The organism is Sporosarcina sp. P18a (assembly GCF_002743135.1).
Taxonomy (GTDB): Bacteria; Bacillota; Bacilli; order Bacillales_A; family Planococcaceae; genus Sporosarcina.
Window position 1 is genome coordinate 611150 of record NZ_PDYQ01000001.1, and the last position, 24648, is coordinate 635797.

The 24648-nt window shown below is 40.6% G+C and carries 23 protein-coding genes; 22 read left to right on the plus strand and 1 reads right to left on the minus strand.

Features of this window, described 5'->3' with window-relative positions; genetic code table 11:
- Positions 1–123 precede the first annotated feature (123 nt).
- The 17 genes from CSV75_RS03075 to CSV75_RS16535 all read left to right on the plus strand — a co-directional run bounded on the left by CSV75_RS03075 (position 124) and on the right by CSV75_RS16535 (position 17156).
- On the plus strand, positions 124–1038 hold the full coding sequence (locus CSV75_RS03075) for a VOC family protein (protein ID WP_085130865.1): 915 nt from the start codon (positions 124–126) through the stop codon (positions 1036–1038).
- Between the two features lie 25 nt (positions 1039–1063).
- A complete protein-coding gene (locus CSV75_RS03080; RefSeq protein ID WP_099674699.1) occupies positions 1064–1855 on the plus strand; it encodes an SDR family oxidoreductase in 792 nt (263 codons plus the stop codon).
- A 17-nt stretch (positions 1856–1872) separates the two neighbouring features.
- The gene (locus CSV75_RS03085) at positions 1873–3564 is read left to right on the plus strand and encodes a thiamine pyrophosphate-binding protein (RefSeq protein WP_233191575.1); all 1692 of its coding nucleotides are present in this window, start codon (positions 1873–1875) and stop codon (positions 3562–3564) included.
- 29 nt (positions 3565–3593) lie between these two features.
- On the plus strand, positions 3594–5051 hold the full coding sequence (locus CSV75_RS03090; protein WP_233191576.1) for an aldehyde dehydrogenase family protein: 1458 nt from the start codon (positions 3594–3596) through the stop codon (positions 5049–5051).
- Between the two features lie 12 nt (positions 5052–5063).
- On the plus strand, positions 5064–5840 hold the full coding sequence (nadX, locus tag CSV75_RS03095; RefSeq protein ID WP_099636370.1) for an aspartate dehydrogenase: 777 nt from the start codon (positions 5064–5066) through the stop codon (positions 5838–5840).
- Positions 5841–5859: 19 nt separating this feature from the next.
- The gene (locus tag CSV75_RS03100; protein ID WP_099628001.1) at positions 5860–7182 is read left to right on the plus strand and encodes an aromatic ring-hydroxylating oxygenase subunit alpha; all 1323 of its coding nucleotides are present in this window, start codon (positions 5860–5862) and stop codon (positions 7180–7182) included.
- A gap of 12 nt (positions 7183–7194) precedes the next feature.
- The gene (locus CSV75_RS03105) at positions 7195–7698 is read left to right on the plus strand and encodes an aromatic-ring-hydroxylating dioxygenase subunit beta (protein WP_085130860.1); all 504 of its coding nucleotides are present in this window, start codon (positions 7195–7197) and stop codon (positions 7696–7698) included.
- Between the two features lie 91 nt (positions 7699–7789).
- Positions 7790–8587 (plus strand): 3-(cis-5,6-dihydroxycyclohexa-1,3-dien-1-yl)propanoate dehydrogenase, encoded by a 798-nt coding sequence (gene hcaB / locus CSV75_RS03110; RefSeq protein ID WP_085130859.1) that lies wholly within the window; start codon positions 7790–7792, stop codon positions 8585–8587.
- A 55-nt stretch (positions 8588–8642) separates the two neighbouring features.
- Positions 8643–8843 carry a VOC family protein gene (locus tag CSV75_RS03115; protein ID WP_099674701.1) on the plus strand — a complete coding sequence of 67 codons (201 nt, stop codon included), beginning with the start codon at positions 8643–8645 and terminating at the stop codon, positions 8841–8843.
- A gap of 42 nt (positions 8844–8885) precedes the next feature.
- Positions 8886–9065, plus strand: coding sequence for a VOC family protein (locus CSV75_RS16090; RefSeq protein WP_233191577.1), 180 nt, complete (start codon positions 8886–8888; stop codon positions 9063–9065).
- A gap of 1041 nt (positions 9066–10106) precedes the next feature.
- On the plus strand, positions 10107–11123 hold the full coding sequence (locus CSV75_RS03120) for an ABC transporter substrate-binding protein (protein ID WP_157111211.1): 1017 nt from the start codon (positions 10107–10109) through the stop codon (positions 11121–11123).
- A 203-nt stretch (positions 11124–11326) separates the two neighbouring features.
- Positions 11327–12220: an ABC transporter ATP-binding protein gene (locus CSV75_RS03125; RefSeq protein ID WP_233191578.1), complete on the plus strand. Its 894-nt coding sequence runs from the start codon at positions 11327–11329 to the stop codon at positions 12218–12220.
- Positions 12210–12980, plus strand: coding sequence for an ABC transporter permease (locus tag CSV75_RS03130; protein ID WP_099673498.1), 771 nt, complete (start codon positions 12210–12212; stop codon positions 12978–12980). The genes CSV75_RS03125 and CSV75_RS03130 overlap by 11 nt, the downstream gene beginning before the upstream one ends.
- A gap of 65 nt (positions 12981–13045) precedes the next feature.
- The gene (locus CSV75_RS03135; protein ID WP_085130849.1) at positions 13046–13792 is read left to right on the plus strand and encodes an ABC transporter permease; all 747 of its coding nucleotides are present in this window, start codon (positions 13046–13048) and stop codon (positions 13790–13792) included.
- 114 nt (positions 13793–13906) lie between these two features.
- On the plus strand, positions 13907–15202 hold the full coding sequence (locus tag CSV75_RS03140; RefSeq protein ID WP_085130847.1) for an MFS transporter: 1296 nt from the start codon (positions 13907–13909) through the stop codon (positions 15200–15202).
- Between the two features lie 502 nt (positions 15203–15704).
- Positions 15705–16235: a cupin domain-containing protein gene (locus tag CSV75_RS03145; RefSeq protein WP_099674703.1), complete on the plus strand. Its 531-nt coding sequence runs from the start codon at positions 15705–15707 to the stop codon at positions 16233–16235.
- Positions 16236–17006: 771 nt separating this feature from the next.
- The gene (locus CSV75_RS16535) at positions 17007–17156 is read left to right on the plus strand and encodes a hypothetical protein (RefSeq protein WP_233191579.1); all 150 of its coding nucleotides are present in this window, start codon (positions 17007–17009) and stop codon (positions 17154–17156) included.
- 88 nt (positions 17157–17244) lie between these two features.
- On the opposite strand, the gene CSV75_RS03150 is transcribed toward CSV75_RS16535, so the two are convergent.
- Positions 17245–18957, minus strand: a complete 1713-nt coding sequence (locus CSV75_RS03150) for an ABC transporter ATP-binding protein (RefSeq protein WP_099674704.1) — start codon at positions 18955–18957, stop codon at positions 17245–17247.
- A 533-nt stretch (positions 18958–19490) separates the two neighbouring features.
- Between CSV75_RS03150 and CSV75_RS03155 the strand changes: the two genes are divergently transcribed.
- The 5 genes from CSV75_RS03155 (at position 19491) to CSV75_RS03175 (ending at position 24646) form a co-directional block, all read left to right on the plus strand.
- Entirely contained in the window at positions 19491–20450 is a 960-nt protein-coding gene (locus CSV75_RS03155; RefSeq protein WP_099674705.1) for an urea transporter, read from the plus strand.
- A 102-nt stretch (positions 20451–20552) separates the two neighbouring features.
- On the plus strand, positions 20553–22133 hold the full coding sequence (locus tag CSV75_RS03160; protein WP_099674706.1) for an ABC transporter substrate-binding protein: 1581 nt from the start codon (positions 20553–20555) through the stop codon (positions 22131–22133).
- Positions 22123–23091: an ABC transporter permease gene (locus CSV75_RS03165; RefSeq protein WP_099674707.1), complete on the plus strand. Its 969-nt coding sequence runs from the start codon at positions 22123–22125 to the stop codon at positions 23089–23091. Before CSV75_RS03160 ends, CSV75_RS03165 begins: the two co-directional genes overlap by 11 nt.
- Complete coding sequence (locus tag CSV75_RS03170) at positions 23092–23904, plus strand: ABC transporter permease (RefSeq protein ID WP_099674708.1); 813 nt, start codon at positions 23092–23094, stop codon at positions 23902–23904.
- Positions 23897–24646, plus strand: coding sequence for an ATP-binding cassette domain-containing protein (locus CSV75_RS03175; RefSeq protein WP_099674709.1), 750 nt, complete (start codon positions 23897–23899; stop codon positions 24644–24646). The genes CSV75_RS03170 and CSV75_RS03175 overlap by 8 nt, the downstream gene beginning before the upstream one ends.
- The last annotated feature ends 2 nt before the right edge of the window (positions 24647–24648 follow it).

A 24648-nucleotide genomic window follows, 5' to 3' on the forward strand; every position in this document is an offset into this window, starting at 1 on the left:
TTATTAGTATTAGAAACAATGTTTCCTATGCAAAACGAAGGATATTGTAAAAAAACCGCTTGAGTAAAAAAATTACTATTCTATGTCATTTAGTAAAGAAAGATTGGAGAGGTGGGAAACTCAATGCTTGAAATAACACATTTACGCCACATAAGTTTAATAACACCTAACCTGGAAGAACAAATCGAATTTTATAGGGATGTATGGGGATTGGATGTTGTCTCACAAGATGACAATCATGTCTATTTCCGCGGTTCAAGTCCTGAACATCATATCCTTCATCTGCAACGAGGAGAAAGAAGAGGTCTCCATCACATTGCATTTGGAATGGTGGACAAAATAGCAGTAGACAAAGCGGCGGTCTTTCTGAAAGAGAAAGGCGTGGAGATCATCCAACAGCCGGGCTATCTAGATGAAGTGGGGGGCGGTTATGGCCTTCGTTTCGTAGACTATGAAAACCGTTGCTATGAACTTTCAACATGGGTAGACATCCATACAGAACCATGGCAAAGAAAAGTCGATTCGAACCCGCTTTACTTGAACCATATCGTCTTAAACACAACTGATATCCAACGGTCAACGGATTTCTTCACTGAAGTGCTCGGCTTTATGGTTTCAGATTGGAGTGAGGATCAGATGGTGTTCCTGCGGTGCGATAAAAATCACCATGAAATTTCGTTTAACCGGGCTGAACATGCATCGCTCAACCATATCGCCTATGAAGTGGAAGGTGTGGATGAAGTGATGCGTGGAATCGGCAATGTCCGGAAGAAAGGATACAAAGAGATTTGGGGACCGGGAAGACACGGACCAGGCAATAACATCTTCTGTTATTTCCAAGATCCAGGCGGGTTTGTCATGGAGTACACATGCTATGTAGATGTGATTGAAGATAAAAAAACATGGCGCGCGCAAGTTTGGAAGCGAGTACCGCATTTATCGGATAGATGGGGAATTGCAGGACCGCCTTCGCCAGAAACTAGAGTGAAGATGGCGGGAGAGCCGGATCCCGGTTGGGCTTTAGTAAATACGAAGTGATGGAAAAAAGGGGTGGCTGAGTAGTATGGATTTAAATTTAAAAGACAAAGTTGTTGTCGTCATGGGCGGCACGGCGGGTATCGGTTTTGAAACAACAAAGATGCTACTGGAAGAGGGGGCGAAAGTCGCTATTTGCGGACGGAGCCAAGATCGCTTAAACCAAGCAGTCGAAAAGTTGACAAACGATTCAAATCGGGAAAATCTATTCGGCCTAACATGTGATGTTTCCAAGCGTGAAGACGTAGAAGCATTCATTAATGCGACGGGCAAACATTTCAAACGAATTGACGTACTTGTCAATAATGCAGGGCGGAGTATTATGTCACACTTCTTCGACATTACGGATGAGCAATGGCAAGAACAAATCAATCTGAAATATTTTGCAGTCATTTACGCGGTCCAAGCAGTTGTTCCATTCATGAAAGCACAAGGGGAAGGTCGAATTATCAATATGAATGCGACACTTTCCAAAGAGCCGGAACCACACATGGTTGCAACTGCCGCAACGAGAGCGGGATTGTTGAATATGACGAAAAGTTTGTCGCATGAGTTGGCGAGAGATAATATACTCATCAATACAATTAGCCTTGGGTTGATCAAAACGGACCAATGGGAACGCCGAAGATTGGAACGTGCACCAGATGTGGATCCGGAAGTGTATTATAAAGAGTTGGCGGAAAATAGAAAAATCCCACTGGCTCGGGTCGGTTTACCTGAAGAAGTCGGAAATGTCATTTTATTTTTAGCGTCGGAACGTGCCAGCTATGTCACAGGTGCAAATATAGAAGTATCGGGTGGGTTAAGTAAAGTTTTATAGGACAAGGGGGACTTGGAGTGGAAAGTACACAATTGCAGTTTACGGTAGCAGATGCAATAGTAAAGGAATTAGTCAATGCGGGTGTTGAAACCGCTTACGGGATTGTGAGTATTCATAATATGCCGATTTACGACGCGATTTTACGTGAAGGAAGTATTGAATTAGTTTGTGCACGTGGAGAGAGTGGCGCAGTGAATATGGCTGACGGACATGCAAGATCGACTGGCAAGCTAGGCGTGGCAATTACAAGTACAGGCACAGGCGCAGGAAATGCAGCAGGTGCTTTGGTGGAAGCCTGGAGTGCCGGTGTCCCCCTATTACATATAACCGGTGAAGTTTCTTCTGAACAGATTGGGACAGGTAGAGGTTATATCCACGAATGTAAAAATCAGCTTCAAATGATGGAGGGAGCTTGTAAAAAAGCTTACCAACTAAAGGTTCCGGAGCAGGCAACTGGGTTTATCCGAAAAGCGATCAAGGAAGCATTTCAAGTACCATCAGGTCCAATAAGTGTTGAAATACCAATTGATTATCAATCAGCCATTATTCCAGATACTCCGATTTACGATGAATTGGCAAATAGTTCTTCAATACAAGAAAAATTCATTGTACCTGAAGCGGTTGTGCAGGCGATGAAAGAAGCGAAGCGACCAGTATTATGGGTCGGAAACGGAGCGATTTTGTCAGGTGCTTCCGAACAAATCAGACAGTTGGCGGAAATGACGGGCGCGCCTGTCATTACGAGCCAATCAGCTAAAGGAATCATTCCGGAGGATCATCCGCAATGTATTGGACATTTTGGGGCTTCTCCAGAAACAAAGCAATTTTTGGCGAATGCTGATGTACTCATTAGTATTGGTGTACGTTTCCGGAGTAATGAAACTGCCGGCTGGTCAGTTGAAGTACCGGAAAACCATATTACAATTGATGCCGATTATTTGGCGGTCAGCCGAAATTATGAAGCGAAGTATGGGTTAGTCGGAGATATTAAAACGGTCGTAGAGAGTCTTGTCACTCAACTAGAAGAAAGCGGTTACACAATGCCGAGCGGTGAATATAGTGAAAATGTGCAAGAATTGCGTGAAACGCTCAGAGCCAAGTTACGCAAAACATTAGGACCTTATGAAAACATTTTGGACAGTATGAGAAACAGACTGGACGAAGAAACAATTTTTGTAAGGGACGTTACCGTTCCAGCGAATGTTTGGGGAAGCCGACTGTTCGAGATTTATAAACCACGCCATTCGATTCATGCCTCGGGAGGCGGAATTGGCCAAGCCTTACCGACAGGAATCGGCGCACAAAAAGCAAACCCTGATAAACGGGTTGTCGTATTAGCAGGGGATGGCGGCTTCATGGTCAATATTGGTGAACTTGCAACAGCAGTCCAAGAGAACCTTTCGATGATCATACTTGTGTTTGACGATAGCGGTTACGGTGTACTTCGAAATATTCAAGACGCAGCATATGGCCGACAAGTCGGTGTCGATTTGGTCAGTCCGGATTTTGTACAGCTGGCACATTCGATGGGGATAGGGTCAACGAGAGTAGGTTCTGCCGATGCATTTGACCAAGCATTGGAGAATGCTACAGGGTCAGATAAGATGACTTTGATTGTCGTCGATATGGAAGCAGTAGGACCGATGGCTAAACCATTCGGGGGGCCCCCGGGTGTCGCTTCGTCATTTCAACCGAAAAGAATAAAATAAGATCGTTAAATGGAAATGAGGGAGACAAATTGGTCTATAAAACGGAAGCAACTTTGCAAATTTCAGGAAAGATATTAGTGAACGGTGAATGGAAAACGTTAAATAGGCACAAAGACGTCATCAATCCTGCCGTCACAAGTGAAGTCGTCGGTTTTATCGGGCTGGCATCCGAAGAAGATGTAGACCGGGCGATTACGGCAGCGGCAGATGCGTATCCAACATGGTCGCAAACATCATTGGATGAACGAATTGAGCGTGTTCACCAAGTATGGGAGCGTGTGAAAGACCGTGTCGATGAATATACGACTTTATTTGTCAGAGAAAATGGTAAAACTCTGCAAGAAGGCAAGTTAGATATTCAAAGATGTGTACAGATTTTAAATGAGTTGCCGGAAAACCTGAAAAACTGGTATGAGCCAAGAGATTTGTCCGGACAGGCCCAACAGGTCGAAATTCGGAGACGTCCAAGAGGTGTGACGGCAATCATCACCCCATGGAATTCCCCGATGATCTTAACGTTCAAGCGGGTCATACCGGCTATTTTGACAGGAAACACAGTCGTTTTCAAACCTGCGACAGATTGTCCATTGACAATTATGGTCTTCATGAAAGAGCTTGCTGACTGTCTACCGCCAGGGGTATTGAACGTTGTGACAGGTTCGGGTGGTCTTATTGGAGATCGAATCGCGAAGGACGAACGGGTCCGGACAATTGCGTTTGTAGGTGGCACAAATACAGGAAAAGTATTGATGGAAAAGTCTTCGTCTACTTTGAAGAAATTGAATATGGAACTGGGCGGTAATGACCCTGCCATTATATTGGCCGATGCCGATTTGAACACGGAAACAATCCTAAAGTTAAGAAATGGAGTTTTGAAAGGTGCTGGGCAAGTATGTTCTGCCATTAAGCGCATTTATGTCCACGAAACTCGATACGAAGAGTTGTTGGATAAACTAAGCGAAGAATTTAACAAAACAATTGTCGGAAACGGGATCCAACCGGATGTCAAAATGGGCCCATTGAATAATGAATCACAATTTCGTTTCGTGAAAGATTTGATTGACCATGCAGAAAAAGAAGGTGCCAAAGTGCATTATTTTGGTAGAAAACTAAACGAGGATACATGGGAAGACGGATATTTCATGCTTCCGGCCATCGTTACAAATGTGCATCAGGAGAGTGAGATCATGAGAGCGGAGCAATTTGGTCCTGTCATTCCGGTGATGTCGTTCAATGATACCGAGCAAGTAATCAAATATGCGAATGATTCGGAATATGGATTAAGGGCATCCATTTGGACAACTGACATCGAAGCAGCAAAACGGTTGGCTGATCGTATCGAAGCTGGCGCCATATTCTTTAACAATCATACGATTTTCAAAGATTTACGCCTCGATTTTCCAGGAATCAAAGAAAGTGGTCTATCGAGCGTGACAGAATTTGGCGGCTTTGAACATTTCACTGATTCATATGGATTTGCCGAATAAGGAGTTGTCTGAATGAACATAGGTATTATCGGAGCCGGTTCCATTGCGACATTCATCATAAAAGAAATACAGCAAATGCAGTTGGACGGATTGAAAGTGAAGAGCTTATTTGTCCGCAACTTAAAAAAATATGAACAGCTAGCTGCTGATTATGGAGTCCAGTTGTTCAATGATATCGATCAATTCCTCGAATCCGATATAGACATCGTAGTGGAAGCAGCCAACGTAGCAACGGCTCATCAGCACGTTCCAAAGGTGCTCGAGAAAAAAGAAGTGATCATCATTAGTATCGGAGCACTAGCTGATGAGGCATTTTTAGAAGAAGTTAAATTTTTGGGAAAAAAACACAAACATTCAATTTATTTACCATCCGGTGCAATAGGAGGAATAGACGCAATCCAAAATGCAAATGGATTAGGAGAATTGAAAAGGGTTTCATTAACAACGAGGAAACCGGCGCATTCATTTGGAGAGGACATCGTAGGGGAAAAAGTGATTTTCCAAGGATCAGCTGCAGAAGCGATTGAAAAATTCCCTAAAAATATCAATGTTTCGATTGTATTATCACTCGCTGGGATCGGAGTGGAAAATACGAAAGTTGAAATTATTGCCGATTCGACAGTGACGAAAAATCATCATCAAATTCAAGCGGAAGGTACTTTTGGGTCTATGACGTTTCAAATTGAAAACGAGCCGATGCGTACGAACCCTAACACGAGTATGTTAGCCGCTTTAAGTGTGCTAGGTACATTGAAAAAGTTGCAATCTACTATAAAGATCGGCTTATAAAAATAAGGAGGTCGTTTGTATGACTACTACGAGTACTAAACAAGTTCCGCGGCTAGACGAAATGACAAGAAGTGAATTGATTCAATACTTAAAAGATACAGTTAAGCCAGAAGAAGGCTTGATTCCATCTTATATTTTCTCACATCCAAAAGTTTATGAGCTTGAGATGGAGAAAATTTTCTTAAAGGACTGGCTATTTGTCGCCCATAAGTCGGAAATACCGAACATAGGAGATTTTGTGACACGGGAAATGGGCGGACAGAGCGTCATCGTCACACATGGTGCAGATGGTGAAATTCATGTGTTGCTAAATGTTTGTACACATCGCGGTATGAAACTTTGCCGGATGGATAACGGAAATCAAAAAAACTTTACGTGTCCTTACCATGGGTTCAACTTTAAAAACACTGGTGACTTGATCGGGATTCCGTTCCAGAAAGTCGTTTACGGTGAAACGATGGATAAAAGTAAAATGGGCTTGAAGGAAATTCGTCATGATGTCTATGCAGACTTGATTTTTGCAACGCTTAATTCTGAAGCTGTTTCCCTCGAAGAATTTTTAGGAGATATTAAATGGTATCTCGACCTGGCATTTAACCGAGCAGAAATGGAGGTTGTAGGTCTTCCACAAAAATGGAATGTAGATGGAACTTGGAAACTGGGATCAGACAATACAATTTCTGACTCTTACCATACATTGGTTTCTCACGGATCGATTGCAAAATTAGGCCTTGTTCCGACAGGGGACTATTCAAAATATGGTTACCAGATTTATACGGGGAACGGGCATGGATTGAATTTAGGCATGCCGAACCCTGACGGTTTTGCCTTTCCTGAAAGCTTAATTGATGAATATAAAGAACGACTCAATGAAGATCAATACGATATTTTGAAGCAGATGAAGAATATGATTGTTTGTGTCTCTCCGAATATTATGATTCTCATTTCTTCGATGGATTTAAAAGGCCAGAAAATCTCTCATACATCCCTTCGTATCTGGAAGCCGACGGGACCAGACTCCATGGAGATATCATCATGGATGCTTGTTGAAAAAAATGCAACAGAAGAATGGAAGAGATTATCAGAACAAGCTTTTACACTAACGTTCGGAGCTTCTGGAATTTTCGAACAAGACGATACAGAAAATTTTACAGATATCACACAAAACAGTAAAAGTCCATATCATTTACATGAGAACATTGTCTTTAACTACACGATGGGTATGCATCAAGAGCCAGTAGAAGACTTCGTTGGACCTGGTATTGTTTATAAAGATAAATTTAATGAAGCGAACTCCAGAGCATTTTTCAGAAACTGGCTTGATCAAATAACGGCTGAATAAGAGGTGAATGGGATGCATGAGGATATTATATTGCAACATGAAATTGAGCAATGGCTTTATAAAGAATCAGAGCTTTTGGATCAATTGAATTTTGATGGTTGGTATGAACTGTTGTCTGAGGAAATCAGTTATACAATGCCTTTAAGAATCAATCAAATGGAAAAGTCAAAACCTGATTACTCAGAAGCTACCTTACTATTCGACGATGATTCGACAACTTTGAAACTTCGAATCGATCGTATGAAAACAGATATGGCGTGGGCTGAATTGCCACCATCACGTACAAGAAGGAATGTTTCGAATGTGAAGATCAAAGAAGTGTCGGAAAATGAAGTGGCTGTCCATAGTAATTTGCTGTTGTATAGAAGTAGAAGTACAGATACGACTGCTGACTTAATCTCGGGAGAGCGTAAAGACGTACTCCGCAAAGAAAATGGTGATTGGAAGTTAGTATCACGCTGGTTCTTAGCAGATCAGACGTCTTTAGGAACAAGAAACTTGGCGATTTTTGTTTAATAGTCATTCAATATGTAGCTACCCGTTAAAATTAGGGTAGCTACAGTTGTTATAAAAAGGATTAACTTTATAGTGGGGAAGTGTAAAAGTGATGGAATCATTGGATGGAAAAGTTGCAATTGTGACAGGTGGAACGAACGGCATTGGGGAAGCAGTCGCAAGAGAGTATATACATCAAGGTGCTAAAGTTTGTATTTTGGGAAGGTCAGAAGAGAAGCTGAATGCGTTACAAGAAGAATTTAAAGACAATATTTTAACAGTGAAAGGCGACGTAACAAAATATTCAAGCCATCAAGAAGTTGTCCGAAAAACGGTGGAGAAGTTTGGAAAACTGGATATATTAGTTTCCAATGCAGGCGTATTCGATGGCTTTGTCACATTGGAGCGACTGCCAGAAGAGCATCTGGACGAAGCGTTTTCAACTATTTTCGATATAAATGTAAAAGGGGGCTTATTGGCGGCAAAAGCTGCTGCTGAAGAGCTGAAGAAAACGAAAGGGAATATCATCTTCACTGTTTCCAATTCCGGGTTTTATCCGAATGGCGGAGGCCCTATTTACACGGCAAGTAAGCATGCGATTGTAGGGCTTATCCGAGAGTTGGCTTATGAGTTGGCTCCTGAGATTAGAGTAAATGGCGTGTCACCTGGTGGAACGGTCACGGAAATCACTGCGATCCCATGCCTGCAAGATAGCGTAAAACAGATAGATAAGGAAACGAGAAAGAAAAATATTGCAAGTAGAAATCCACTGCAAATTGCTCAGGAAGCAAGTGATCACAACGGCGCCTATGTCCTATTGGCATCTGATAACGCTAAGGCGATAACAGGAACCATCATAGAGAGTGACGGAGGGCTTGGTGTGAGAGGGATGCCTGGTACGACTTTCTGATAATAGGTCGTTCTAAGGCGAAATTGATTACTGAGATATGGTGCAGTCTTGATAAATGAATGCTCGGAACAATTCAATAGAACAAATCGATTTCATCGTAAAGGATATAGATCAAGCCATATCATCATTCAGCAAGTTGCTTGGCTTTATGGAACCGGAATATTTTTTGGCAGGTGCCCATGACCAATCGCAAGTGTTTCATAAAGGAGTCACCTCAGATACGCAGAGTAAGTTTGTACTCATTGACACACTGTAAATCCAAATCGAACTGATGGAAGTGAATGATGAACCAAACACGATGAAAGATTATTTGGTGGGATACGGAGAAGGGATTCATCACCTTGCTTTAGTTGTAGACAAAATTGCTCCTTGTCTCGAAACTTTTGCTACAAGAGTTTATCCGTTGCTACATTCAGGTAAATTCACATCTGTAAACAAAGGGCGTTATGCCTATTTAGATACAGAAGCTTCGTTGTAAACTGTATTCGAATTGCTTGAAAGAGAAACGCCCCAGCCTAAAAAAGTGGGGATGATATTGCCGAGCTACTGTTTGGCTCACGGACTATCACACAAATTGCATTCATAGTGGAAGACATCAATGCGTCTGCTGCCCGCTTAGGGGACTTGCCAATCTTGGAGATTCCCCCAAAAATCGAGTCGGGGGTTGCGGAGTGACTCAAGTAGCATATAAAAGAGAAGCAAAAGAGGCTGACGTAGGATTCATTTTTTTGAAACACCAACAATCAAGGTGAAGCTCATTCAACCAGGAAAAAGCCTGGGTGTTTGGAAGGGGTATTTGGAAGAAAGGTTACCTGACTTTCGAGAATAGGACTATGACGTCATCCAACAACGCAAGTATTGGAATGGGCAATATGCATATTTGGACACCACAGAAGAGTTTAAAGTAGTGTTAATCTTATTTGCAGGTCAATCTCATTAAATTCAAAGACAGATGGTTTTGGAACCATAATTTGTCTACATGCAGTCAAATTTAAAAAGACTACATTTCGATTAGGAACGAAATGTAGTCTTTTTCTTATGATTGATTATCCCTATCCATGCACTTTAAGTTGGGAAGGACTACAGGGTTTATTACAAAAATTGCAATATATACTTTCTAAAAGCCGAAATAATATTTTATTCTCAATATCGACTCGCTGTCAGATATACAATGCGTTAATTATAGTGGAAGGCATAGTAAGAAGTCAGTACGATGAACCTACGATCAAGATTCTTTTTTTATTTAAATGACTGCATAAACCGGTCTGCTAATAGACGATTCTTCACATAAAGTGTTATAAGAAAACTATATTAATATCTTATTTTATCTTATTTTATCTTATTGACATTAAATTCAGAAGAGTGTAAAATTTAATTATAGGATTTACAAAAACATGTTTTGTATATAAAACATATAAAAAATCCTGTTTTGTCATTATTCATTCAGGTTTAATGAAAGCGGTTACAATGGGGGCGGAATTTTGTGGGAGAAATACAACAGAAAATTGGAGGAATGAAAATGAAGAAAATGATTGCAGGTTTTGTCTTCGTATTGATGATCGGACTATTGGCTGCATGTGGTTCTGCTGATCAACAAATTGGTAAAGCTTCAGCTGAAGGAGAAAAAGGGAATGGACCGGTTGAAATTAAATTAGGCGTCGGCTATGCAACAGAAGAAAACTTATGGCTAATTAAAGTGGCATCCGATCTGGCGCCGAATTATGGAGAGAAATATACATTAGACCTTCAGCAATTTAGGGCGAATACTGATCGATTGAATGCTTATCGAGCTGGGCAAATTCAAGGGGGATCAATTGGACAAGGGGCAGCGATTATGTCGGCAGCTCAAGGGATCAATTTGAAAATTGTTGCAAACATAGCTAAAGAAACACCTGGGGAAGGATTCAACTCGGCATTCATGGGGCTGAAAGATGCTGGCCTTGAATCAGCGGCCGACTTAAAAGGCAAAACAATTGGTATCCCTGATTTCAAATCACCTACTGATATGTGGGCACGTTCGGCTGTGAAAGCAGCAGGGTTAGATCCTGATAAAGATGTAAAGTATGCGGTGCTTCCAACTCCGGCAGTGGAAGAAGCGGTGAAAAGTGGGAAGATAGATGTCGGTTTATTTCCACAACCTTTCTATGAAATGGCACAAGAAGCCGGTGAATTAAAAACAGTGTTCACTTCCAAAGATGGTGTTCCGATAGACGAAGATTTCCTGAATCTCTTTTTACATCCCGACTTTATTGCAGAGCATGAAGAGGCGGTTCGTGCACTCGTGGAAGACTTACAATATATGACAAGGTACTATGTGGAGAACAAAAAAGAGGCTCGTCAAAAGTTGCTGGATGCTGAATTTGTTCTTTCTGAACCGGAAATTTATCTCAATCTAGTCGATTATAACCGTTCGATCGATAGTTCACTTACGAAAGAAAGCTGGGAGCTTGTCCAAGAAATTTTGCTGGAAGACGAATGGATTGAACAGAAAGTTGACTTAGATGAATTGATTGATGACTCATTCTTAGCCAAATAACTTGGCCAATCAGGGGTGGGGTGAATGACAAAAGTATTTAAATTTAGAGGGAGTCCGAAATAGACTCTCTACAAATTTAGTAAAGGGAAGCTACAATGCTGGCCGGTAGCCATTGTCACAAAGATGCGACGGTTTTAGGTTAACTATGTCACTTACTTAAGACACAAGTAGACCGAAGTATAATTGTTTAGGATGGTCTGTATTTGAAAAAGTTCAATGTTGGATTTCTATCGGAGGTGGCGAAAATGAGTTTTGGATCCGTAATGACAAGAGTTGTTCCCGTAAATAAGGTAGAGCCAAAAGAGAGTGCGATTAAAATATCTAACTTGCGTAAGGTCTTTGAACGTAAAGGTGAAGAGATTGAAGCAATCAAAGGGATTGATTTAGATATAAAAGAAGGCGAGTTCGTAAGTGTTGTCGGCCCGAGTGGTTGTGGGAAGAGTACATTCCTTCATATTGTTGGCGGCTTTATTGAACGGACATCAGGGGTGGTAAGTGTCCGAGGAGAAGAAGTTGGCAAACCTGCTCCGGACAGGGGAATGATGTTCCAAGAGTCGACCCTATTCCCTTGGCGCAAAGTTTACGACAATGTGGCATGGGGGTTGGAAGCACAAAAGTTTCCCAAAGCTGATATCAAAGAGCGGGTGGAATACTTCTTAAAACTTGTCGGACTTTGGGAATTCAAAGACAATCTGCCTTCCGAGTTATCGGGAGGCATGAAGCAGAGAGTATCTCTTGCTAGAGTGCTTGCTTTTGACCCTAAAGTACTGCTTATGGATGAACCATTCGGTGCACTTGATTCCCAAACTAGAGAGACGATGCAAGTGGAACTTCAAAGGATCTGGTCGGAATCGAAAAAAAGCGTGATATTCGTTACACATGATATTGAAGAAGCGGTTTATTTAAGTGATTACGTCGTTGTTTTGACGAAACGTCCCTCGGTAGTTAAGGAAATCTTGAAAATTGAATTACCAAGACCCCGTGATGTATCGATTCGAAAGTCTTATGATTTTATTGATTACCGGAATCATATTTGGGATCTTTTGCATGAGGAGGAAAATGTGAAAAGTATAGGAGGTCAATCCAATGCTGAGTAGCTTTAAGAAAAGTCGCTTTATAGTTATTTCTTTAGTGGAGCTTCTCCTTTTCTTATCGTTATGGCAACTACTGTCAATGACGGATTGGTTTCCTACCTATGTCTCCAGCCCGGCAGTTGTTCTTGGGATTATTAGTGAATTTTTTATGACAGGTGAAGTATTTCCACACATAGGAATCAGTTTATATCGATCGATTGTCGGGTTTTTGCTGGTTGTTTTATTCGGAACAGGGTTGGGAATCTTAGCAGGATTTTTCCAACCGATTGGAAGGTTTTTTGATCCGGTCGTATCTTTTTTCAATCCGATTCCTAAAATTGCTTTACTTCCTGTGTTTTTAGTTTGGTTCGGTGTGACAGATACGACAAGGATTCTGATTATTTTCACGAGTGCTTTTTTCCCTTGTTTTATTGCAACATTGGATGGTGTTCGAGGAATTAATAAACTTTATCTATGGTCAGCGGAAAATATGGGAGCTTCTAAGTTCAAAATGTTGTACCGTGTTGTACTTCCAGCGGCCCTCCCTAAAATATTTGACGGTTGGCGTGTTGCTCTTGCGTTAACTTTTGTCATGATGTTTTCATCGGAAATGATTGGTTCATCAACTGGTAAAGGCTTAGGATTTATGATTCTGAATGCTGATGCATATGGCCGTACGGATATTGTTCTTGCTGCAGTCATAGTTATCGCAGCGTTAGGTTTTCTTTTCGATCGATTGTTAATCGGTCTGAGGGGGAGGGTCTTATGGTGGCAAAATCGATAGTAGATCGATTGTTGTCACGAAATCTTGTAGCGCTATAGACACCAGGACATAGAGGGAGGACGCATATGAAAGCGATAAAAAAATTTATTGTGAAATATTTAGCGTTAATACTAATAGCTCTATTGTGGCAAGGGTTCGTGTTGGCAGAACTTTTTCCAAGACAGTTATTCCCTGGTCTTGGAGAAATTCTATTGGTATTTGTTGAGCTGCTTGCCACAAGCGATCTATGGACAAATATGGGAGTTACAATTTATCGGATCTTGGTAGGTTTCTTACTTGCAGCAATCGTTGGAATTCCAATTGGGATTCAAATGAGCCGGTCATCATTTATTGATGACCTTATGCAACCAATTTTCACGGCAGGTTATCCTATACCAAGAGTGGCTTTATACCCTATATTTGTACTCCTATTCGGGTTAGGTTCTGGTTCTAAAATATTTACCATTTTTCTCGAGTGCATTTTCCCTATAGTAGTGAGTACATACTACGGTGCGAAAAGTGTAAATCATTTGTACGTTTGGTCTGGTCAGAATATGGGGGCGACCGATCGAAAGCTGTTTTGGAAAGTGTTTTTGCCAGGAACGATGCCATCAATTTTCACAGGTTTCCGAATTGCGCTCCCAATAGGGGTGGTTATTGCTGTACTGACAGAAATGATCAGTTCAAATAATGGAATTGGATATTTTCTCGTTTATTTATCGGCCACCTTATCCCAAAGCAAAGTGTTGGCAGTCGTAATTTTTATATCACTCTTTGGTTATGGGTTAGATCGCTTACTACTATATGTAAGAAATCGATATGTTTACTGGTAAGAGATAGGTATTTTAGATAATTAACTAAAATTAAATTCAATAAAGTGAACCGTATACAAGTTTAGGGTCTCCAATTGTGAAATTCCTTAATAAGATAGTATGGGAGGAACGAAAATGAATATTAAAAACAACAAACGATGGTTATATATAGCGACGCCTATTTTCTTTCTATGGTTTTTCGGACAAATTGACAAGTTAGGAATTTCCATTGTCCAGACTGATCCACAGTTTCTAAGTGATCTTGGAATGACAGGAGCCAATGCGAATGCGAAGATTGGCTTCTTAACCTTTATCTTCATGGTAGCGTATGCAATCTCCAACTTTTTCTGGGGATTCTTCATTGATAAGTTCGGAGCCCGCAAAACAGCAATCATTGGAGTTTCGATTTGGACAGTGACAATGCTGCTAGGCGGATTTGCCACCACTTATGAAATGTTCATGGTGACACGGATTGTCTTAGGAATCGGGGAAGGGATGATGATCCCGGTCTGTGGGAAATTCATCGCTACTTGGTTCAACAAAAACGAATTGGGCCGCGCGCAGTCTTCCTGGATTTCGGGTAACTATGCAGGACCTGCCATCGGTGCAGTTTTCATTTCATTGATCATTGCCACGCTCAGTTGGCATGCGACGTTCTTTATATTGGCTGGGTTGAATTTACTTCTTGTATTGCCGATGTTGATTTTCTTAACTAGAAATGAACCGGAAAGCCATCCGGGCGTCAGCAAAGAAGAATTGTCGTACATAAGACAAGATGATACTCCGGTTACTGAAGAAAAGAAGAAAAGTTACGTTCAAGATTCCCGTTACTGGATTGTTTGGTTCGGTATGGTGATCACTTCTTTCTTATTTTTCGGCATTAGTATTTGGCTGCCAACGTACTTGATGCAAGCCAGGAATTTTGATGTAGATGCTATGACTGGAATCACATCCTTATCTTGGTTGTTTGCACTTGGCTTCGTTCTGATCTGTGGTTATTTAGCAGATAAAACGAAGCGCCCTAGTTTAATAGCAACGATCTTGTTTGCTTCCTGTGCAATCTTGTTGACGGTTTCCACACAAGTCTCGGTCGCCATCATATCCGCTTTGGCATTAGGACTTGCAATGGGAACATTGGGAGGAATCTTTCATTTAAGTAACTTATTTATCGTACAATTTTCAACGCCAGAAACTGCTGGTCGTGCAGCGGGGCTCATGGGTTTCACGAACATATTCGGCGGATTTTCTAGTTATGTGATGGGATGGATGCGCGATATTAACGGAGGAGACTTCGGTCCGTCGCTTATCATGTTGATTGCTATCACCGCTTTGGGGTTCATCGCTTACTTATTTACGCTTAAAACAGAAAACAAAGAAGTTCAGGAGGCTAAGAAAAAGATTCAAAATCAATCAGAAATGCAGGCGATTTGATCATTGCTTAGCTATTTTTTAGTCTCCTGATTTGGCTTTTATGAAGTGGTTTTGAATTTGGTGGTCAAACTAAGTAGGTAATGGTAGTATGCAAAAATATTAATCGCTACAACTATTCTTATAGAAATAATATACTTCCTTAACTTACAAGATTTTAATTCATAGTAAAACTAATTTTTTGAAACTTCACGGGAAACCTAATTATCTGTTGAAAACGATGTTTGTATGGTGTGCTTTTCCCTAATGTGAACCTTCTGGAAATAGTAAAATTTAATTAATAAATGGTTTTGCTAAGAATTTAAACATCTTTATGTATTGAGGACTCTATTAAGTCTGATCTGTGTAGTGACTTTAATTTCTATATATAATTTCTACTTACACAATTTCTTATAATTAGACTAATCTGAATTAATTATTGACAAAGAATAAAACAATGTTAATATTTAGTTATAAAACAAAACTTAGTTTTGTAGATGAAACTAAGTTGGAGGAGGTTTCAACTATGGCGGATAAAAAGTTTTCAATTGAAGAATTCAAAAAAAAGTATGTAGCTAAATTGGAAGACAGGACTTTGGATTGGAATGTATTAAAATTTCAAGAGGAGATTAACCCGAAATACAGGAGAGCACAAATGAGGTATATAGGTCGTGGTGCAACAGCAAACAATGATTCCAATATTATTACTGGAGAGAATTTCACTCTCAGTACAATGGTATTACCCGCTGGTTGCATTGGTCCATTACATTTACATGATGATGTAGAAGAAGTATTCTTTGTCTTAAAGGGTAATGTCACTGCATTAATTCAAGAGAATAGTGAAGGTGAAGTACATGAAATTAAATTAAATGCTCGGGATTGTATTAGTAGTCCTCCTGGTATATATAGGGGCGTTAGAAATGATGGGGATGATGAAGCTCTTATGTTAGTAATGCTAGGTGCAATTAAGCCCAATTTACCTACCTATCCTATTGGAAGTGAGCTAGAAGTGCTTAGAAAGTCTAGAGCTAAAGATCGAGAAGCAATTATTAAATAAAAGTAATATAGTAGACTGACATAGCGATTTGAGACATCTATAAAACACCTTAATTAGGCTGCTGCGACACCATACTTTACCGGTGTCAGGTAGCCTAATTTTTTTGGATACGTTCTTTATTAAAATAATTCAAGTAGGCGATTACTCGTACAACTACATCTTGATTTTGTAGTGAATTAAATTTAACGTATTGAAATTCTTAAGATTTCAGACTTGAATGAAATGATTTAATCACCGCATTGTCCCAACAGTTTCCTCGACGTGACATGCTAGCAATTAGGTCGTTATCCTTAGCCACCAAGGTCACATGGGACACCATCAATATGGAGGTTTCAACCGTTTTTGAAATTAGATTCGCTTTCAATACGTATGTAAGACATTAAAATTCAGCTATCAAAACAAATGGAATTGTATGGTCATTCCGTATCTACACAGTCTGGCTTTTGCAGACATTGTTCTTTTGCCATTGAATGTTAACGAAAGTTCAGTAGTTATTAATATGTAGAAACAACACGCACCGGCGGGAATTTCTGTCGGTGTTTTTATATTTAAGTAAATTGAGGTGAGATTTACAAAACAGACAGAAAAAAGGAGATTCTATTGATTTACTCTTTTTCACGCTTAAATCTTTATACAACGTGTCCTGTTGGAACCTGGATGAAATAGTATCGTGCAAATGAAATTTATCATTTTGATCAACTGATAGGTAATCAATATACCTTTGTTCATGGACCAGAACTTTCGAGTGAAGCGGACAAGAAAGAACGACTGATGTATCATTTGAAAATGGAGAATGAAATATGGCTTCCGCGTAATGACACATTCACTGTCACGATCAAACAGGACACGAAAGAAACCGTATCAGAAATCACTACATTCGATGGGGATAACCTATGCATCACGACTATGCGTTTGGAGTGATTTCGAAAGTGTTCTATCTCGAACTTCCTATTAAAAACACCTGTACCGCAAACATTTACGTTTTGCGGCACAGGTGTTTTTTGTGTATTTAGATTTGATTAGCATAATGTAATTGAGCAAATGTACCGTTTTGACGTAATAAATTTTCATACGTTCCTTGCTCTTCGATACCATCTTCTGTCATCACGATAACCTGATCAGCATTGCGAATCGTTGTGAGGCGATGCGCGATGATCAGTGTGGTGCGATTAACGGCTAGTTCTTCAAGTGATTGTTGAATGATACGTTCCGTTTCTGTATCCAGTGCGGAAGTTGCTTCATCTAGAATAAGAATCGGTGGATTTTTCAAGAACATTCGAGCGATTGCGAGGCGCTGCTTTTGTCCACCTGAGAGTTTTAATCCGCGTTCACCAATTTGCGTGGCATAGCCATTCGGCATACTATCGATCAAGTCGGTTAGATGGGCTTTTTCTGCAGCTTCAAATACTTCTTCGTCAGTTGCATCTAATTTACCGTACGCGATATTATCTCGAATCGTTCCTGTAAATAAGAAGACATCTTGTTGGACGATCCCAATTTGACTACGTAATGATTTCTGCGTCATTTCCCGAATATCTACTCCATCAATTGAAATGGAACCTTCATTGACTTCATAGAAGCGAGGGATAAGTGAACAAATGGTCGTCTTTCCAGCACCCGACGGACCAACGAACGCAACGGTTTGTCCAGCGTGAATCGTTAAATCGATATTGCGTAACACAGGTCGCTCGGCGTCGTAACCAAATGTCACATCGCGAAGTGTAATATCTCCGCGTAACTGATCGACTACTATTGCATTTTTCACATCTTTAATTTCTGGATCTTGGTTAATTAACGCACGAAAACGACTAAAACCTGCCATCCCTTTTGGATATAGCTCAAGCAACGCGCTAATTTTATCAATAGGTTTAATCAAAATATTGCTGAATAAAATAAAGCTGACAAGTTCACCATACGATAATTTGTCATTCACTGTGAACCAAGCACCGACAATTAAAATAACGAGTGTGACGAGGCGAGTGAGCATATACATCGAAGACGTAGCCCAAGCCATGACTTTATACGCTTTAAGTTTAGCCAAGCGGAACTGATCATTGTCTTGCTGGAAACGACGTAATTCAAAGTCTTCATTCGTAAAAGACTTCACTACGCGTGAGCCAGACACTGAATCCTCAACCCGTCCATTGACCTCCGCGATATTTTGATACATTTTATGCCATGCTGCATTCATCTTCTTGTTAGAGTAAGAGACAACTACCGCGAGGAGCGGAACCATCACGATGGCGATCAAAGCGAGCTCAGGGTTGATTGTATACATAATTCCAAATGCGCCTAGAATAGTCATGACCGCGATGAACGCATCTTCTGGTCCATGGTGAGCCAATTCACCAATATCGAATAAATCAGTCGTGATGCGCGTCATGATGTGGCCTGTTTTGGTATTGTCAAAAAATCGGAAAGATTGTTTCTGCACATGTTCGAACAATTCACGGCGCATATCAGTTTCGATATTAATCCCAAGCTTATGCCCTAAATAGCTAACAATATAATGAAGGAACGTACTCACCAAATAGACGAGCAATAGTAAAAAGCTAACCGTGATAATTCGGTTCCAGTCCCCTGACGGCAGTAGTCCGTCGATAAACCACTGAACAGCAAGAGGAAATGCCAGTTCAAGAAGTGCTACAAAAATCGCACTAAAAAAATCGATCAAGAAGAGGCGCCGATGTGGCTTGTAGTAGGAGAAAAATTGTGTAATCATGAAGTAATTCCTTTCCGTTGATGTACTAGTAGTATAAGAGAAGACGGAGAAAAAATCATCTAGTAATAAATTAAAAGCCAATGAAATTAAAGGCGGAAGAAGAGCCACACCTGGTATCGTCCAACTAGTAGTATATTGGTAGGGTTTCTGTGAAAATGATAACCGTCAGATAAAGTTTGGCAAAGTATGCTTTTCATCTGCCAAAAGGGGTATCTTATATTCGGCATGGAGTAGAAGTGAAAAGGAAAGAGTTTCAATATATGTATAACTTCGTTGGTACTATTTTCCTGCTTGTACCATTCCTTGCATAGTTATGGTACTTTGTTAAAATGCACCGCACACCTACGAGATATACATCGAGCTTCAACGCCAATCAATGTGTGTAATACTGTTCCAAATAGAGGCGCATGTAATGTATAAGTACAAGATTATTAGCAGAAAATTTGATAATAGGGCAACGAACAAACTTTGGAAACATGTACTATGACCTGAATCAATATGTCACTAAAGTGAATGAAAATAGGTGGGGCGATATGGAAGACAGAAAAAAAGAGAATCAATCGATGCAAGTGATGAAAGAAGGAAAGTTTTTTGCTTTTCTTTTAGAATCTCTTAAAGGGATATCCCAAATCATTTATCTTGAAAATGTCATTACAGGACTTCTAATTTTATTAGCCATTACGGTTTCTTCATTTTCATTAGGAATCATTGCGCTTTTATCCGCCATGATTGGTACGCTGGTTGCGAAAGTAGGCGGTGCAGATAAAATATTGGTCAGTAAAGGTTTGATGAGCTACAATTCTGTGCTTTCTGGATTAGTACTACAAACATTTTTGACAGGACCTTATGCCTGGATTGTGGCGTTGGTAGGAGCAGCGATCACCGCAGTCATTACAGCGACGCTTATGTATTTCTTAGGCAACTTCGACATTCCAATCTTAACATTACCATTTATCCTATTCACTTGGTTTGTACTGCTTTCATCTTATAAACTCGATAGTATCAAGTTAAGTGACTCACTGTCTCCGCAAAGTTTGGCTAATTGGGAATTGCATATAGAAGGCAAAATCAACCTATTGCGAGCCGCTTTCAATGGAATTGGTCAAATCTTTTTCGTCACTGAAGCGATACCTGGTCTTTTATTATTCATTGCGGTGTTTTGGGCTAGCAGGAAAATGGGCATATATTCGGTCATCGGTAACGTAGTCGCTTGTCTTATAACCCTTGCTTTAGGCGGGGAACATACGTTGATCATGTTAGGGTTATATGGTTATAACGCTATTTTAACCATTTTAGCTGTATCAGTTGTCTACAACAAAAAGGAAAACCGCTATGCACCTATTACAGGAGTGGTGGCGGCATGTATGACAGTTCCCTTAATGGCGAGTGTCAGCATTTGGTTATTACCGTTCGGACTTCCTGCATTGACGATGCCGTTTGTACTGAGCACTTGGTTGATTTTGGGGGCTAGGAAAGTTCTACCGAATTTATAACGTTCTATAATGAAAAATATAAATCGTTAGACAGGACAAATGTATACAAACATGAAATAATTATAAAATGTGGTAAATTTAACGAGAATAAAGGAGAAACTAATGATTACATTGAATAAGAAAATGCTTGTACTTTTTATGGTACTTGTAGTGATGGTGGCAGGTTGTAATAAAAAAGAGAATGTAGAAAAATCAACTCCATCTAAAGAGAATCGCCTCATTTATGCTTCCGAAGAGGAGTTCGAAGGGCTAAACCCGATTCTCGAAGAAACGAACCTAGATGCATTGTTGTTTCGTGGAGTCATGCGATTTGATGAAAATAATAAAGTAGTTACGGATATCGCGGACTCGTTCGATGTATCAGAAGATAAACTTACGTATACGTTTACGTTAAAAAAAGGTATTACATTCCATGACGGGAAAGAACTTACGGCAGAAGATGTTGTGTTCACGATAGAAAGTATTCTGGATGATCAAAACGCTTCATTTTTGAAGTCCGATTTTGAAGAAGTGGAATCTACCAAAACGCTGGATGATAATACTGTAGAAATTACATTAAAGCAGCCATTTACACCGTTACTCGACAAGTTAACTGTACCGATCCTTCCGAAACATGTTTTTGATGGAGTCGATATGAGAACGGCTGACTTTAACAGCCATCCGATTGGTGCAGGGCCGTATAAGTTTGATAATTGGGATCGCGGCAATTCGTTGACATTACAGGCGTACAGCGACTTTTTTGGAACGAAACCTTCGATTGAAAAAGTGATTTTTAAATTTATTCCTGATAGTAATGTTCGGGCACTGCAGTTAAAATCGGGCGAGGTGGATGTTGCACTCTTGGATCCTGTACAAGTAGAAAATTTGAAAAGAGAAGAGAATGTAACGATTTACGATATAGAATCGGCGGATTACCGCGGTATTTTATTCAATATGAATTTGGATCTTTGGAAAGATGTCAATGTACGTCGTGCATTTAGTTATGCCACCGATCGAGAGCAAATAGTAAAAGGGATTCTAAAAGGACATGGCTCTGTTGCCTACTCACCATTGCAAAACCATGAATTCAATAATGATCAAATTGAAAAGTACATCTATGACGTGGAAAAAGCGAATGCGTTGTTAGATGAAGCAGGTTGGAAAGAAAATGAGGAGGGTATCCGTACTAAAGACGGAGAAAAATTAGCATTTACGATAACTGCTCCTGCAAGTGATACCGTTCGTGTCAATATGGCGAATTACGTTGCTGAAGGTTTTAAGGATATTGGGGCTGATGTAAAAGTAGCTGCACTCGACTGGAGCGCGATTACGATCGAAGACGCTGATGCGTTCATGGTGGGTTGGGGCAGTCCCTATGACGCGGATCATCATACGCACATATTGTTCCATACGAATGAATCGAGTATCAATAGCTCCGGTTACAACTATGGTAGTTATTCGAATGAAAAAGTGGATGAACTCCTTGCAAAAGGACGCACCACGACGGATCCGGAAGAACGTAAAGCGATTTATATGCAGTTCCAAGAAGAACTTGCGAAGGATCCCGCATTTGACTTTATTGCCTACGTGAATGCGGTGTATGGTATTAATAAAAATGTGAGCGGTGTGAAAGAACGAACGCTAGGTCATCATGGATCTGGTTTCCTCTGGAACGTTGAGGAGTGGAAGTGGAATGATCGGTAAATGGATTGGGAAGCGAATGGTGATGGGGCTCATAGTCCTCCTCATCGTTAGCTTCCTCTCTTTTTTCATTATGCAAGCAGCACCTGGAGATCCTGCAATAGCCTTCTATGGAGGAAATGCGCAGACGTTAACTGCAGCCGAAAAAGAACGCATTACCCGTGCGTATGCATTAGACCGTCCTGTTGCAGAACAATATGTTGCGTGGCTAGGAGAAACAGTTAAAGGGAATTTAGGAACTTCCTATAAAGAAGGCAGACCCGTGTTTGAAATCATTATGGAACGACTACCGAATACGTTGCTATTATTTGGCGTGACGATGTTTTGTATTGTCATGGGTTCCTTTTGGCTCGGTACAGTGGCCGGTATGAAGGCAAATTCTATTTGGGATAAAGGACTGTCCACATTTAGTATCGCGACGTCTTCCATACCTCCCTTTTGGCTTGGTATTTTGTTCATCTATATCTTTGCTGTGAGTCTAGGGATTCTTCCTTCTTCTGGTTCGGGCGATGTAGGTGGTAATGGCGGCATGGTAGATAAAATTCGTCATCTCATGATGCCCGCTAGCGTGATGATTGTAACGCATGTAGGGATTTATGCACGTTTTCTACAGGAAAGTATTAAGAGAGAAAATGGCCAGTACTATGTGAAGGTAGCACGCGCAAATGGTGTAATAAAGAGATCCATTCGAAACGGAATCGTGCGTAACGCTTCTATTCCTTACTTGAATTACATCGCTATGACTATTCCGTCGTTCTTTGGTGGTTCTATTATTGTGGAATCATTATTTGCGTGGTCTGGAATTGGGCAATTGACGGTCAAAGCAGTCGTGACAAAGGATTTCCCTTTATTAATGGGCAGCATTATGGTGACAGGTATCCTGGTCGTCATTACGCTATTTATTGTCGATCTCATTATGTACGCTATCGATCCGAAGCTACGTAAAGGAGGCATCCGGTAAATGAAGTTACGGAAAGCACTTTTGTTTTGGTATAGCCTTCTTGGATTGATTGTATTTTTGACAGTGTTTTCAACTATATTCGCCCCCTACAGTCCGAATGAAATGAACATGGATGAAATATATAGTGCCCCGAGTAATGATCATTGGTTAGGAACAGACCATTTAGGCCGGGACGTTTTTTCACGTTTACTGGAAGGTGGAAAAGTGACACTCGTTGTAGCAAGTGGTTCGGTTATTTTGTCGCTATTCATTGGAATTGTGTATGGTGGGATTAGTGGCTATTTTGGTGGCGTGATTGATACCGTCATGATGCGGCTATTGGAAGCACTGATTACGATTCCCGCACTAATTATTATTTTAGTGTTTCAGGTAATCGTTCAAGGCGGAATGTGGAGCATGGCACTGCTCATTGGATTGACAGGATGGCTTGTGACCGCAAGAATTGTGCGTTCAGAATTCATTCGTCTAAAAGAAGAAGAGTTTGTTAAAACTGCCAACATGTTAGGGACGCCTGTTTGGAACATACTATGGGGTCATTTGCTACGCAACAGCATACCCGCTATTTTTGTCGTGACGCTATTTAATTTTGCTGGCGCGATCTTTATGGAAGTGTCACTTAGTTTTCTCGGTATCGGTATCCCACCGACGATTCCTTCTTGGGGGAATATGTTATACTACGCGCAAAACGATATTTTAATTGGTGCTTGGTGGATTGGATTATTTCCAGGCATTATGATTTTCTTGACTATCCTCGCCATTAATTTTATCGGAGAGGCGTGGAAAAATCCGGAGCGGAGGCGGATCAATGATTGAAGTACGAGACCTATCTATTCATATAAAAGGTAAGCACATTACGCATCACATTGATTTCACAATACCGCGTGGAAACATCACATCGCTGATTGGAGAAAGTGGCAGTGGAAAGAGCATGACGGTATCCGCATTGCTTGGTATGTTGCCGGACGACGCGAAAGTCAGCGGATCTATCATGTACGAAGGTCGAAACTTATTGGATGCGTCCGATCAGGAGATGGAAGGCGTGAGGAAGCAGGATATTTTCACGATATTCCAAGACGCATTAAATAGTTTTAATCCGTCTGTGAAAATGGGGCGTCAACTCTATGCATTTTCAGGGGAACGAGTAGGAGACTCAGTACCTGTATTTAATGAAAAAATGCATGTGATTTTAGAAAAGTTGGGACTATCTTGGGAAGTGGTCGAGCAATTTCCTTTTCAATTATCAGGTGGGATGTTGCAAAGGTGTATGATTGCGTGCGCATTTTATGTGGAACCTGCTCTACTCATCGCAGACGAGCCTACATCCGCACTCGATATGGTGCTTCAAAAAGAATTCATCCAATTGCTAATTCGTCTGAATGAAGAACGAGGGACGACGATTTTTCTCATTACCCATGACCTGGATATCGTCGCTGAAGCCGCTCATGAAATGGTCGTTATGCAGCAAGGAAGCATTGTGGAAACGGGAAAGGTGGAAACGATTTTTTCGCATCCCCGACATGCCTATACGAAGCGATTGTTAGAGAGTAGATTTTAGGA

Excerpts from the sequence above, each read along its gene's own strand:
- CSV75_RS03075 (WP_085130865.1), top strand. The coding sequence starts at position 124 with ATGCTTGAAATAACACATTTACGCCACATAAGTTTAATAACACCTAAC.
- CSV75_RS03080 (WP_099674699.1), top strand. The coding sequence starts at position 1,064 with ATGGATTTAAATTTAAAAGACAAAGTTGTTGTCGTCATGGGCGGCACG.
- nadX (WP_099636370.1), top strand. The coding sequence starts at position 5,064 with ATGAACATAGGTATTATCGGAGCCGGTTCCATTGCGACATTCATCATA.
- CSV75_RS03100 (WP_099628001.1), top strand. The coding sequence starts at position 5,860 with ATGACTACTACGAGTACTAAACAAGTTCCGCGGCTAGACGAAATGACA.
- CSV75_RS03105 (WP_085130860.1), top strand. The coding sequence starts at position 7,195 with ATGCATGAGGATATTATATTGCAACATGAAATTGAGCAATGGCTTTAT.
- hcaB (WP_085130859.1), top strand. The coding sequence starts at position 7,790 with ATGGAATCATTGGATGGAAAAGTTGCAATTGTGACAGGTGGAACGAAC.
- CSV75_RS03115 (WP_099674701.1), top strand. The coding sequence starts at position 8,643 with ATGAATGCTCGGAACAATTCAATAGAACAAATCGATTTCATCGTAAAG.
- CSV75_RS16090 (WP_233191577.1), top strand. The coding sequence starts at position 8,886 with ATGAAAGATTATTTGGTGGGATACGGAGAAGGGATTCATCACCTTGCT.
- CSV75_RS03120 (WP_157111211.1), top strand. The coding sequence starts at position 10,107 with ATGAAGAAAATGATTGCAGGTTTTGTCTTCGTATTGATGATCGGACTA.
- CSV75_RS03130 (WP_099673498.1), top strand. The coding sequence starts at position 12,210 with ATGCTGAGTAGCTTTAAGAAAAGTCGCTTTATAGTTATTTCTTTAGTG.
- CSV75_RS03135 (WP_085130849.1), top strand. The coding sequence starts at position 13,046 with ATGAAAGCGATAAAAAAATTTATTGTGAAATATTTAGCGTTAATACTA.
- CSV75_RS03140 (WP_085130847.1), top strand. The coding sequence starts at position 13,907 with ATGAATATTAAAAACAACAAACGATGGTTATATATAGCGACGCCTATT.
- CSV75_RS03145 (WP_099674703.1), top strand. The coding sequence starts at position 15,705 with ATGGCGGATAAAAAGTTTTCAATTGAAGAATTCAAAAAAAAGTATGTA.
- CSV75_RS16535 (WP_233191579.1), top strand. The coding sequence starts at position 17,007 with ATGTATCATTTGAAAATGGAGAATGAAATATGGCTTCCGCGTAATGAC.
- CSV75_RS03150 (WP_099674704.1), bottom strand. The coding sequence starts at position 18,957 with ATGATTACACAATTTTTCTCCTACTACAAGCCACATCGGCGCCTCTTC.
- CSV75_RS03155 (WP_099674705.1), top strand. The coding sequence starts at position 19,491 with ATGGAAGACAGAAAAAAAGAGAATCAATCGATGCAAGTGATGAAAGAA.
- CSV75_RS03160 (WP_099674706.1), top strand. The coding sequence starts at position 20,553 with ATGATTACATTGAATAAGAAAATGCTTGTACTTTTTATGGTACTTGTA.
- CSV75_RS03165 (WP_099674707.1), top strand. The coding sequence starts at position 22,123 with ATGATCGGTAAATGGATTGGGAAGCGAATGGTGATGGGGCTCATAGTC.
- CSV75_RS03170 (WP_099674708.1), top strand. The coding sequence starts at position 23,092 with ATGAAGTTACGGAAAGCACTTTTGTTTTGGTATAGCCTTCTTGGATTG.
- CSV75_RS03175 (WP_099674709.1), top strand. The coding sequence starts at position 23,897 with ATGATTGAAGTACGAGACCTATCTATTCATATAAAAGGTAAGCACATT.